The sequence below is a fragment of the Rhodoferax sp. GW821-FHT09E07 genome (genome assembly GCF_059416145.1).
Genome location: NZ_JBWKOP010000006.1, coordinates 299,471 through 310,721, shown reverse-complemented (window position 1 = coordinate 310,721; position 11,251 = coordinate 299,471). Strand labels below are relative to the sequence as shown.

At 63.5% G+C, this 11,251-nt stretch carries 16 protein-coding genes; 5 read left to right on the top strand and 11 right to left on the bottom strand.

The window, feature by feature from the left end:
• Positions 1–31 precede the first annotated feature (31 nt).
• From AC07OE_RS13980 to AC07OE_RS13965, 4 genes are all read left to right on the top strand, one after another.
• The gene (locus AC07OE_RS13980) at positions 32–235 is read left to right on the top strand and encodes a hypothetical protein (RefSeq protein ID WP_495071176.1); all 204 of its coding nucleotides are present in this window, start codon (positions 32–34) and stop codon (positions 233–235) included.
• A 51-nt stretch (positions 236–286) separates the two neighbouring features.
• The gene (locus AC07OE_RS13975) at positions 287–427 is read left to right on the top strand and encodes a hypothetical protein (RefSeq protein WP_495071175.1); all 141 of its coding nucleotides are present in this window, start codon (positions 287–289) and stop codon (positions 425–427) included.
• A 23-nt stretch (positions 428–450) separates the two neighbouring features.
• Positions 451–1,200 carry a FecR family protein gene (locus tag AC07OE_RS13970; protein ID WP_495071174.1) on the top strand — a complete coding sequence of 250 codons (750 nt, stop codon included), beginning with the start codon at positions 451–453 and terminating at the stop codon, positions 1,198–1,200.
• A gap of 118 nt (positions 1,201–1,318) precedes the next feature.
• Positions 1,319–1,492: a hypothetical protein gene (locus AC07OE_RS13965; protein WP_495071173.1), complete on the top strand. Its 174-nt coding sequence runs from the start codon at positions 1,319–1,321 to the stop codon at positions 1,490–1,492.
• Between the two features lie 21 nt (positions 1,493–1,513).
• On the opposite strand, the gene AC07OE_RS13960 is transcribed toward AC07OE_RS13965, so the two are convergent.
• The 6 genes from AC07OE_RS13960 to nhaR all read right to left on the bottom strand — a co-directional run bounded on the left by AC07OE_RS13960 (position 1,514) and on the right by nhaR (position 6,899).
• Complete coding sequence (locus AC07OE_RS13960) at positions 1,514–2,608, bottom strand: sulfate/molybdate ABC transporter ATP-binding protein (RefSeq protein ID WP_495071172.1); 1,095 nt, start codon at positions 2,606–2,608, stop codon at positions 1,514–1,516.
• 22 nt (positions 2,609–2,630) lie between these two features.
• The gene (cysW, locus tag AC07OE_RS13955) at positions 2,631–3,530 is read right to left on the bottom strand and encodes a sulfate ABC transporter permease subunit CysW (RefSeq protein ID WP_495071171.1); all 900 of its coding nucleotides are present in this window, start codon (positions 3,528–3,530) and stop codon (positions 2,631–2,633) included.
• Entirely contained in the window at positions 3,527–4,357 is an 831-nt protein-coding gene (cysT, locus tag AC07OE_RS13950; RefSeq protein ID WP_495071170.1) for a sulfate ABC transporter permease subunit CysT, read from the bottom strand. Before cysT ends, cysW begins: the two co-directional genes overlap by 4 nt.
• Entirely contained in the window at positions 4,358–5,359 is a 1,002-nt protein-coding gene (locus tag AC07OE_RS13945; protein ID WP_495071169.1) for a sulfate ABC transporter substrate-binding protein, read from the bottom strand.
• Between the two features lie 148 nt (positions 5,360–5,507).
• Complete coding sequence (locus tag AC07OE_RS13940) at positions 5,508–5,975, bottom strand: hypothetical protein (RefSeq protein WP_495071168.1); 468 nt, start codon at positions 5,973–5,975, stop codon at positions 5,508–5,510.
• A gap of 30 nt (positions 5,976–6,005) precedes the next feature.
• On the bottom strand, positions 6,006–6,899 hold the full coding sequence (gene nhaR, locus AC07OE_RS13935; RefSeq protein ID WP_495071167.1) for a transcriptional activator NhaR: 894 nt from the start codon (positions 6,897–6,899) through the stop codon (positions 6,006–6,008).
• Positions 6,900–7,033: 134 nt separating this feature from the next.
• Here nhaR and AC07OE_RS13930 point away from each other — a divergent pair, with 134 nt between their 5' ends.
• Complete coding sequence (locus AC07OE_RS13930) at positions 7,034–7,555, top strand: Rrf2 family transcriptional regulator (RefSeq protein ID WP_495071166.1); 522 nt, start codon at positions 7,034–7,036, stop codon at positions 7,553–7,555.
• Between the two features lie 48 nt (positions 7,556–7,603).
• On the opposite strand, the gene AC07OE_RS13925 is transcribed toward AC07OE_RS13930, so the two are convergent.
• The 5 genes from AC07OE_RS13925 to AC07OE_RS13905 all read right to left on the bottom strand — a co-directional run bounded on the left by AC07OE_RS13925 (position 7,604) and on the right by AC07OE_RS13905 (position 11,230).
• A complete protein-coding gene (locus AC07OE_RS13925; RefSeq protein ID WP_495071165.1) occupies positions 7,604–8,167 on the bottom strand; it encodes an RBBP9/YdeN family alpha/beta hydrolase in 564 nt (187 codons plus the stop codon).
• 108 nt (positions 8,168–8,275) lie between these two features.
• Positions 8,276–9,985: a SulP family inorganic anion transporter gene (locus AC07OE_RS13920; RefSeq protein ID WP_495071164.1), complete on the bottom strand. Its 1,710-nt coding sequence runs from the start codon at positions 9,983–9,985 to the stop codon at positions 8,276–8,278.
• A gap of 6 nt (positions 9,986–9,991) precedes the next feature.
• Positions 9,992–10,336, bottom strand: coding sequence for a protein tyrosine phosphatase family protein (locus tag AC07OE_RS13915; protein ID WP_495071163.1), 345 nt, complete (start codon positions 10,334–10,336; stop codon positions 9,992–9,994).
• A 1-nt stretch (position 10,337) separates the two neighbouring features.
• Positions 10,338–10,778 (bottom strand): DUF6691 family protein, encoded by a 441-nt coding sequence (locus AC07OE_RS13910; RefSeq protein WP_495071162.1) that lies wholly within the window; start codon positions 10,776–10,778, stop codon positions 10,338–10,340.
• Between the two features lie 11 nt (positions 10,779–10,789).
• Complete coding sequence (locus tag AC07OE_RS13905) at positions 10,790–11,230, bottom strand: YeeE/YedE family protein (RefSeq protein ID WP_495071161.1); 441 nt, start codon at positions 11,228–11,230, stop codon at positions 10,790–10,792.
• Between the last annotated feature and the right edge of the window lie 21 nt (positions 11,231–11,251).

The window sequence follows — 11,251 nt, the reverse complement described above, 5'->3', positions numbered from 1 at the left end:
CCTAATTCAGGAGCATTCAGAGAGTCTCTTCATGAACTGGCTTCACCTCCTGCTCGGCCGGCGCAAGCCGCCTACCGCCGAACAGCGTGCCCTGGCGCTGATCAAGGCGGTGGACGCGGGCGGCCTGCCGCTGAATGCGGCCATCGTCAACGACATTGCCCGCCAGCTGGGGCTGGAGGTGTCCAGCCGGGCGCGGATGGAAGAGACGATCGCGCGGATTCGCAAGTTGCTGTAGCTGCTGAGCATGCGGGTTGACCAAGTCTTCCTTGCCGTACCATCACTCCCCATGAAAACCACCTATATTTTTGGCGCCATCCTCCTCTGTAGCATCGCCGGTGCACTGGTGGGCGCGCGCGCCACCAAGACAGTTTTGCTGGTGGTTACCGGCGTTCTCTCGGCCTACGGCCTGTTCCGCATCCTCGGCTGAATGGCGCGATGCCCGGCCTCGACATGAAACGCCCCTTGTTCGCCCTGCTGCTCTCGGCAGTCGTGCTGCCCGGCTGGACGCAGGTGTTTGGCACGGTGGATGCCGTAAGCGGGCATGTCACCGTACAGGCGGCTGACGGAGCGGCGTTACCCGCTGTAGTGGGGCAGAAGATTCAGGTGGGGCAGACGGTGGTGACATTGGCCGATGGTGAACTGCACGCCCAGACGGAAGACCATGGGCTGATTGCGGTGCGTCCCAATTCCATATTCACCGTGACCCGCTATGTGGCCAGCCAGGACAGCAACGGGGTGGTCGAAATGTCCCTGCTGCAGGGGGCCTTGCGCTCCATCACGGGCTGGATCGGCAAGCTCAACCCACGGGGCTATCGGCTGACCGCGGGTACGGCCACCATAGGCATTCGCGGCACGGACCACGAAACCGTGGTGTTGGACCACGAGCAGGATGGCGAACCCGCAGGTACCTATGACTCAGTGCTGGAGGGTGCGACCACGCTGCGCACGGCACAGGGCGAGGTGCCGGTGGAGGCGGGTCAGCACGCATTCTCTGCGCGTGGCAGCCAGGCCGCACCGGGTTTGCTGGCCCATCGCCCCCGTTTTTTCCTCCACCGCCTGCTGCGGCTCGAGGATGGAATTCCTGAACGCAAGCGCCTGTTGGCTGAGCGGCTGCACGAGCTGTTGGCGCGTCATCCCAAGGTGGCCGAACGCCTGCGGGAGCGTCTCAAAGAGCGTGGACACCGACGGAACAAAGAGTAGGGATATCGAGGCCGCACCCTAACCACGGCGCCGGTTTGCGCCGACAATCTCCACCTGTCAGCAAGATATTTTGTGTGGGTGGTTGGGTACAACGATGTACAGGGTAGTAACAAAGGCCATGCGCCAATACAGAGGCCAATGGCAGCAAGTCATAGATACCGGGCCATGGCATCCCGTTGAGGATCGCGCATGGCAATGGGCCCACTATTTGTCTTCCACGGGTCTCTACGACATCGTGGAGATTGAGTCCAACCTGAGGGAGTCGGGCGGCAACCGCCGCTACCGGGTGTAGCGCCAGCCGCTGTTCTCGCCCTCAGGGTGCCACAAACACCCGTGCCTTGCGCGGGGTGAGCACCACCACTTCGCCATCCTTCAGTGCCAGTGCGGCGAATTCCTGCGCGCCGATCTGGGCTTCGATGATGTCGCCGCTACCCGCGGCGCTGCTGTCTTGTGGCAGCAATTCCAGCCGGGCAATGGGGCCCACCACAATCGCGCGCACCAGCTTGGCAGCAATGCCATTCTGGCCGGTACCCGCGGCATAGCGCTTCACATCCAGGTCATGCGGGCGCACATAGGCAAAGGCCTTGGCGTCTTGCGTCGTGGCGTGCTCGGGTGTGGCCAGACGTACGCCGTGCTGGGCTTCGCCAATGAGCATTTCACCTTCGTGGGCGCGGCCGTGGAACAGGTTTACATCGCCCAAAAAGCCGTAGACAAAGGGGCTGGCCGGGTGGTCCCACACCTGCTGGGGAGAGCCGATCTGTTCGATGTTGCCGCTGTTCATCAGCACCACGCGGTCGGCCACTTCCAAGGCTTCTTCCTGGTCATGCGTGACAAAGATGCTGGTCACATGCAGGTCATCGTGCAGGCGACGCAGCCAGCGGCGCAGTTCCTTGCGCACCTTGGCATCCAGTGCGCCAAAGGGTTCGTCCAGCAGTAGCACCTTGGGCTCCACGGCCAGGGCGCGGGCCAGGGCGATACGCTGGCGCTGGCCGCCGGAGAGTTGTGCGGGGTAGCGGTCCGACAGCCAGTCCAGTTGCACCAAGCCGAGCAGCTCATGCACCTTGCGCTTGATCACGTCTTCCGATGGGCGTGTGGCGCGTGGCTTCATGCGCAGGCCGAAGGCCACGTTGTCAAACACGGTCATGTGGCGGAACAGCGCGTAGTGCTGGAACACAAAGCCCACATTGCGCTCGCGCACATGGACATCGGTGGTGTCTTCGCCGCTGAACAAAATGTTGCCTTGGTCGGCTGTTTCCAGTCCGGCAATGATGCGCAGCAGGGTGGTCTTGCCACAGCCCGAGGGGCCGAGCAGGGCGACGAGTTCGCCGGACTCGATGTCCAGGTTCACGTTGCGCAGGGCCTTGAAAGTGCCAAAGTCTTTGCTGACGTTGCGGATTGCAATGCTCATAATTTTCTCGAAGAAAGGGGGCTCAGGCCTGCACAGGCGCGATGGGGCGTTCCGGAGGCAATTCGGCGGCGGCCTTCTGGTCACGCTCAAACTGCCATTCCACAAAGGACTTGATCACCAGCGTCACCAGGGCCAGCAGCGCTAGCAGCGATGCCACGGCAAACGCGGCCACCGACTGGTACTCGTTGTACAAAATCTCAACGTGCAGCGGCATGGTGTTGGTCTGGCCGCGGATGTGGCCAGACACCACCGACACCGCGCCAAACTCGCCCATGGCGCGCGCGTTACACAGGATGACGCCGTAGATCAGGCCCCACTTGATGTTGGGCAGGGTCACATGCCAGAAGGTCTGCCAACCGGTGGCGCCCAGCACCATGGCGGCCTGCTCTTCTTCGGTGCCCTGCGCTTGCATCAGCGGAATCAGCTCGCGGGCGATGAAGGGGAAGGTCACAAAGATGGTGGCCAGCACAATGCCCGGCACCGCAAACACGATCTTGATGTCATGCGCCTGCAGCCAGGGGCCAAACCAGCCATGGGCACCAAACATCAGCACATAAATCAGGCCGGCCACCACGGGCGACACCGAGAAGGGCAGGTCCACCAGCGTGGTGAGGAAAGCCTTGCCCCTGAACTCGTACTTGGCAATGGCCCAGGCGGCTGCCACGCCGAATACCAGGTTCAGCGGCACGGCAATGGCCGCAGTGATCAGCGTGAGCCGGATGGCACTCCATGCGTCGGGTTCTTTGAAGGCTTCAAAATAGGCCTCCAGGCCTTTGCGCAGCGCCTCGGTGAACACGGCCGCCAACGGCAGCAGCAGGAACAAAAAGATGAAGGCGAGGGCGGTGCCCACCAGCGTCCACTTCACCCAGGTGGGCTCGGTGGTGCCGGCCTTGGCGCGGCGCACGGTACGGGTGTTGCTCATGCGGAGGCTCCCGAGCGCTTGCGCTGCCAGGCTTGCAGGGCGTTGATCACCAGCAGCAAGACAAAGGAAATGACCAGCAGCACCACGGCCACGGCGGTGGCGCCAGCGTAGTCGTACTGCTCCAGCTTGCCGATGATGATGAGCGGCGTGATTTCAGAAATCATGGGCATGTTGCCAGCAATAAAAATAACGGAGCCGTACTCCCCGATGGCCCGGGCAAACGCCATGGCAAAACCGGTAAGCAGCGCGGGCGCAATGGTGGGGAAGATCACGTGGCGGAAGGTCTGCAGGCGCGTGGCACCCAGGCAGGTAGCGGCCTCTTCCAGCTCCTTCTCGGCGTCTTCCAGCACGGGTTGCACGGTGCGCACCACAAAGGGCAGGCCGATAAAGATGAGGGCAATCACCACGCCATTGCGGTTGAACGCGAGCTGGATGCCATAGGGTTCCAGCAGGCTGCCCACCCAGCCGTTGCTGGCCAGCAGCGCGGTCAGCGAAATGCCAGCCACGGCGGTGGGGAGTGCAAAGGGCAGGTCGACCAGTGCGTCAATGATTTTCTTGCCGGGGAAGGTGTAGCGCACCAGCACCCAGGCCACCAGCAAACCGAACACGGCATTGACCAGGGCCGCGATGAAGGCGGCACCAAAGGTCAGCCGGTAGGAGGCCAGCACGCGGGGGCTGGCCACGGCCGTGACGAACTGTTCCCAGCTGAGGGTGAAAGTTTTGAAAATCAACGCGGACAGCGGGATCAGCACAATCACACTGAGGTAGAACAGCGTGAACCCCAGCGTGATGTTGAACCCGGGCAGGACCTTTTTGGCAGCACGCATTTACTTGACGGTGTAGAGCTTGTCGAACTGGCCGCCGTCATTGAAGTGCACTTTTTGTGCTTCGGCAAACGAGCCAAAGTAGTCTTCCACGCGGAACAGGCTGATGGGCTTGAACACGTTGGCGTACTTCTTCAGGATGGCGGGGTTGGTGGGTCGGATGGCGTGTTTGGCGGCGATTTCCTGGCCTTCATCGGTGTAGAGGAAGTTCAGGTAGGCCTTGGCCACGTCCGCGGTGCCCTTCTTCGCCACGGTGCGTTCCACGATAGCCACGGGGTTTTCCGCCACGATGGAGCTGCTGGGGTGCACGGCATCCACCTTGCCAGCGCCGAATTCGTTGTCCACGCTGACCACTTCGGACTCAAACGTGATCAGCACGTCACCGATATTGCGTTGCAGGAAGATGGTGGTCGCGTCACGGCCGCCCTTGGCCAGCACGGGCACGTTCTTGTACAGCTTGGTCACGTAGTCCAGCGCCTGGGCGTCGGTGCCGCCCTTCTTGCGCACCTGGCCCCAAGCGGCCAGGTAGGCCATGCGGCCGTTGCCACCGGTCTTGGGATTCACCACCACCACCTGCACGCCGGGCTTGACCAGGTCATCCCAGTCCTTGATGCCCTTGGGGTTGCCATTGCGCACCAGGAACAGCATGGTGGAGCTGGTGGGCGACGCGTTTTGGGGGAATTTCTTGGTCCAGTCCTTGGCCACCACACCGGTGCTGGCCAGAAAGTCGATGTCGGTGCTGGTGTTGAAGGTCACCACGTCGGCGTCCAGGCCGTCGTTCACGGCGCGCGCCTGGGCGCTGGAGCCACCGTGGGCCTGGTCAATCTTGATGTCCTTGCCCGTGGTTTTCTTGTAGTTGGCAATGAAGGCGGTGTTGATGTCTTTGTAGAACTCGCGCGCCACGTCGTAGGAGGCGTTCAACAGCGTCGTTTGGGCTGCTACCAAATTGCTAGCTGTCAGCGCAATGGTGGCGAGGGCTAGCGTAGTTTTTTGCTTGAAATTCATGGAGATTCCCCAAAAACAAGGTGGTTGCAGCGTGGTGTGCAAAACCGCGATTCTGGGGACGCGGCGATAAAACCACAACGAATAGTTCGTTGTTTGTTTATGCGCTGTGGCGTCTAAGCCAATGTGCCGGGCTTTGCCCGGCAAAGGGTCAGAGCAGTTTGACGGCGGCAATCGCCAGCCAGCCCAGGCAAAAGTTGGTGATCACCAATATATTGATTTGGCCTGCGGCCTTGGCGGCCACTGGCCATTCACCCGCCGCCACCGCACGTTGGAACTTGCGGAAGCCGGCGAAGTAAATATGGCCGAAGACCAGAAACATCAAAATGCCCAAGCCGGCCATAACGTCCCAGCCCAGTGGGACCACGCCAGCACCCATGTCGGCCTTGGATGCGCGAAAGGCGCTGGTGTAGAGGTGTCCGCCCGTGGCCAGCAGACCGACGACGGCGATGCACACGGCCAGAAAGAAGCGACGCATCACCGCCACCATGAGCCGTGCGCGCGGCTGGGCCTCCAGGGTGGCCATCGCGGCGGGGCGCAGCGCCAACAGCATGAGGGCCATGCCGCCCATCCAGACGATGGCGCAGGCAAGGTGAACGAAGACGAGGGCGTTGTACATGGAATGGTCCTTGGGGAGTGCCGGCTATTGTCAGCCAAACAGCGCGCCGCGCGCCGCATTGGTGATGGCCACCACGCAGGGGTGGGTGATACGCCGCTCCACCGACACCGCAAAAAACTCCTCCACGAGCTCGTCGGTGCGGCCAATCAGCTCCACGCCAAACTGCTCCATGATGTCCGCCTCCATGACCGAGGGCGCCATGAACACGCCACGGCCTTTGCGGCCGAAGGCGTTCATGAGTGCGCCATCGTCAAACTCGCCAATCGTGCGCGGGTGGATCTGGTGGCGGCTGAGCCAACCCTCCCACTGCTGGCGCACCGAGGCTTGGGCGCCCTGGATCAGCATGGGTGCGCCGTTCAGGCAGGCCGGGAAGGGGCCTTTCAGCTGCGCCTTGAGCTCGGGTGCGCAGAAAAAGCTCATGGCCGTGCTGCCCAGCGGGTGGTTGAAGGCCTTGACGCTGATGCGCTTGGACATGGGCTCATCGGCAAGCACCAGGTCCAGCTGGTTCAGCGCCAGGCGGGCCAGCAGGTCTGGGAACTTGCCTTCGCTGCAGATCAGCCGCACTGGCTCTTCCACCGACAGCGCGGGCTCCAGCAGCCGGTAGGCCAGTGACTTGGTGACCGAATCGGCCACGCCCACCTTGAAATCCAGCACCTTTTGCGCGCCGCTGGACTGGCGCACCGCGTTTTCCAGCTCGGCGCCCAGTGTGAAGATCTGGTCCGCATAGCCCAGCGCCAGGCGGCCATCCTCCGTCAGCTCCAGGTTGCGCCCGCTTTTCTGGAACAGTTTGCGGCCCAGCCAGTCCTCCAGCAACTTGATCTGGCCCGACAGCGTTTGCGGCGTGGTGTGTAGCTGCTCACCCGCCCGCATCACGCCGCCGGCCTTGGCGGTGACCCAGAAATAGTGAAGGTGCTTGAAGTTCATGGGGCGCTCCGTCTGAAACAAACTGAAACACTGCGAAATAATCGAAGTAAAAAATTACAAAATACGAATTTACGCGAAGCATACAGCGGCCTACAGTTCGAGTCTTCCAGTCAATTACTCAAAGGAGTAAACCTATGCGACTCAGTACCCGAGGCCGTTTTGCCATTACCGCCATGATCGACCTGGCCCTGCGCGAGAGCGGCCAGCCCGTGCCTTTGCAGGACATCGCGCTGCGCCACCGCATTTCCCTTTCGTACCTGGAGCAGGTGTTTGCCAAGCTGCGCCAGCATGGCCTGGTGGAGAGCACGCGTGGCCCCGGTGGCGGTTACACGCTGGGTTTCCGGGGCGATGGCATCAGCGTGGCCGACATCATTGGCGCGATAGAAGACAGCGAAGACAATGCCGCACGCCGCGAACAGGGCGAAGACATGACCAAGGAGCTGTGGGCTGCCTTGCACACCACCATCGTGGCGCACATGAAGACCATCACGCTGCAAAGCCTGGCGGCTGAACAGCGTGCGAAGGGCTTTCAGGTGACAGAGCGCAAGACTGCCAAGAAGGGCGTGCTGCAAAAGCTCAAGCCGCTGGCGCCTGTGCGCACCAACGCGCCCAACTCGGTGTTTGCGCTGGGCCAGACGCTGGCGTTGCGCGGTTGAGCTTCAGGCCAAATCAGTCGCTAGCCCCTGCCATTAAAGCAATGGTAGCTATTGAATTGATAGTGTTTCGGGTGCCGCAGCGGCCGTAAACGGCTCGCCCAGGAGCGACTGCAGCAGCGCCAAGCCCAGCGGCCAGGGGCCAAAGCCGGCTTCCACGTTGATGTGGCCGGCGTTTTGCAGGCGCACAAACTCGCTGCCCCAGGCGCGAGCGTAGGCGCCCGCGGTGCGCACCGGGCAAAACGGGTCATTGCTGCTGGCCACCAGCACACTGCGGTAGGGCAGGGGCTGGTAGGGCACGGGCGCAAAGTCCGCCAGAATGCCGCGCCGCTCGGGGTCGGCTGGCGCCACCAGCAGTGCGCCCTGGATCTTGGCTGCCACCTCGGGTGGTAGATGGGTGGTGGCAATGCAGCCGAGGCTGTGGGCAGCAATCACCACCGGGCCGGGAGCCTCCAGAATGGTTTGGCCGATGGAGGCAACCCAGGCCGTGCGCACTGGCGTGATCCAGTCGTCCTGGTGCACGCGCACCGCGCCGGGAATCTGCTCGGCCCACAGCGTCTGCCAGTGGCCGGGGCCGGAGTCGCGCCAGCCGGGAACGATGACAAGGGTGACCATAGGGTATGCGTCCATGCGCTCCATACAAACAGGAGCGCATTGTCAGAAGGCCGCTTTAAAACCCAAACTACTTATTTTCCATTTGCATATTGCAAATATCGTACTAAGTCAGTGTGCGCAAAACCCGTCGTGCACGCTCTGAAACACACGCCCCTGCAGGCGTTCGCCCAGGGTGGTGTGTTTCAGTCGGTCCATCACCGGGCCCTTGACTTCGGCCAATTCCAGCCGGATGCCACGCTGGCTCAGGCTTTGTTCCAGCCCGGTCAGCATGGTGAGGGCTGTGGCATCAATCTGGTTCACGGCTGAGCACACCAGCAGCAACCGGCGGATGCTGGTGTCCGCCTGCACCAGGGCTTCGATGCGCTCTTCGAGCGCGGTGGCATTGGCAAAAAACAGGCTTTCGTCCACGCGCAACGCGAGCAAGCCCGGCACGGTTTGCACCGCATGGCGCTCCACGTTGCGGAAGTGCTCGGTGCCCGGCACGCGGCCCACCACGGCGATGTGCGGGTGGCTGCTGCGCCACACCAGGGCCGCCAGTGACATGGCCACGCCCATCACAATGCCGGTCTCCACGCCCAGCACCATCACCCCCCCGGCCGTGGCCAGCAGTGAAAAGGCGTCCGCTTTGTCATAGGTCCAGCTGGCCTTGAGCGTGTCTATATCCACCAGCGAAGCCACGGCCACGATGATGCTGGCCGCCAGCACCGCCAGCGGCAAAAAGTAAAACAGTGGCGCAAAGAAGTACACGATGAGCGCCATGAAGCCCGCCGTAATGAGCGAAGCCAGCGGCGTCTGCGCGCCGGCCGCAAAATTGATGACTGAGCGCGACAAGCCGCCATGCACCGGGTAGGCGCCGGAGAAGGCCGCCACCACATTGGCCGCCCCCAGGCCCCACAGTTCGCGGTTGGGCGCAATGCGCTGCTGGCGCTGCAGCGCAAAGGACTGCGCGACCGACACACTCCCCACAAAGGCCACCAGCGTGATCAGCAGCGCCGGCACCAGCAGCTGGCTCCAGGTGCGCGCATCGGGCCAGATCCAGCCCAAGGCTGGTAAGCCGGCCGGCACGTGGCCCACCACGGCCACCTGGCGACTCACATCCCAGTGGCCCCAGGCCACCAGCGCGGTGCTCACCGCCACCGTGGCAATAGGGGCCATGCGGCTCAGCAGGCCGGCCGTGGTGGCCCCCATGCCCAGGTGGCGCAGGCCGTGCCCCAGGTAGTGGCGTGCCAGCACCAGCGCCAGCATGCTGCCTCCGCCCAACGCCAGCGTGGTGGGGTTGCTCTGCGGCAGGGCGCGCCACAGGCCCTGCAGCGTGGCCCAGGTGGAGCTGCTGGGTACGGTGACGCCCAGCACATGCCGGAGCTGGCCCAGCGCAATGACGATGGCCGAGCCGGAGACAAAGCCGCTCACCACAGGCTGGCTCAAAAAGTAGGCCAGCCAGCCCAGGCGCAGCGCCCCAAAGGCCGTGAACATCAAGCCGGATATGAGCGCCAGGCCCATGGCCAATTGCACGTACTCGGTGGTGCCAGCAATGGCCAACGGTTGCAGCGCGCTGGCTGTCATGAGGGCGGCAATCGCCACGGGGCCAATGGCCAGCGTCATGCTTGAGCCCACCAGTGCGTAGGCCACCACGGGCAGGACGCTGGCGTACAGCCCCATCTCGGGCGGTAGCCCGGCCAGGAGGGTGTAGGCCAGGCTTTGCGGAATCACCAGCACCGCCACGATGAGCCCGGCCGACACATCACCGCCCAGCCAGGCGCGCTGGTAGTGGCGCAGCCAGTGCGGCAGCCAGGCAAGGCGGGTGGCGGCGGGCAGCATGGCGGTTTACCCGGCTTGCTGGGTCAGCGCGAAGAGCTGGGCCGAGCGTGCGCCTGAGCGGCAAAACGCCAGCACGGGGTGCGGTGCAGTTTGCATCGCCTCACGCATAGCCTGCACCTGCGCGGGGGTGATGGCGCCGCCCACCACGGGTAGGTAGACATAGTGCAGGCCGGCGGCGCGGGCCGCGGCTTCCACGCTGCTGCTCAGGGGCTGGTCGGGGCCGCCTTCGCCATCGGGGCGGTTGTTCACCAGGGTCTTGAAACCTTGTGCCACGGCATCAGCCACCATGCTGGCGTCCATCTGGGCGGCCACGGCAAAGTGGGGGGTCAGGGCTTGGGTGCGAAGGGTCATGTCATTGGGCTCCAGTGGCAATACGGGTTTCGCGGCGCTCGGCCCATTCAAAGAGGGCCATGCCAGCCACCATGGCCAGCACAAATACCGCTGCCTTGGATTGTCCCGCGCCCAGCGACACAATGGCCGGTCCTGGGCAGAAACCTGCCAGGCCCCAGCCGGCACCAAACAGCAGGCTGCCGCCAATCAGGCGCTTGTCGATGCTCACCGAGGTGGGCAAATGCAGGGCGCCGCCCAAGAAGTTGGTGGTGCGTTTCTTGGCTGCGGCAAATGCGCCCAGCCCGACCAAAATGGCCCCGCCCATGACGAAGGCCAGCGACGGGTCCCAGGCTCCGGCCAGGTCCAGAAAACCCACCACCTTGCTCGGGTCGGTCATGCCCGTCACGATTAGGCCCAGGCCAAACAGCAGGCCCACGGCAAATTCAGACAAACGGTTTTTCATGGCAGGCTCCTTCAGATTCCGGCCAGCAGGTGGCGCAGCACAAACACGGTGACAAAACCCGCTGCCATGAAGGCCAGCGTGGCTACCAGAGAGCGTGGTGACAGGCGCGAGAGCCCGCACACGCCGTGGCCGCTGGTGCAGCCCGCGCCGTAGCGTGTGCCCACGCCCACGAGCAGGCCGGCCAGCACCACCGTGCCCCAGCCCGCGTCAATCGTGGCGGGCACGGTGGCGCCCGTCAGCAGCCAGTAAAGTACCGGCGCGACCAGCAGGCCCGCCACAAAAGCCATGCGCCACGTGGTGTCGCCCGTGCGGGGGCGCAACAGCCCGCCCACGATGCCGCTGATGCCCAAGATGCGGCCGTTCAACAGGATGAAGAGGGCAGAGGCCAGGCCCAGCATGAGTCCCCCGGCCAGGGAGGCCCAAGGGGTGAAGTGATTCCAGTCAATCGTCATGAATGTGTTCCTTATTGTTAG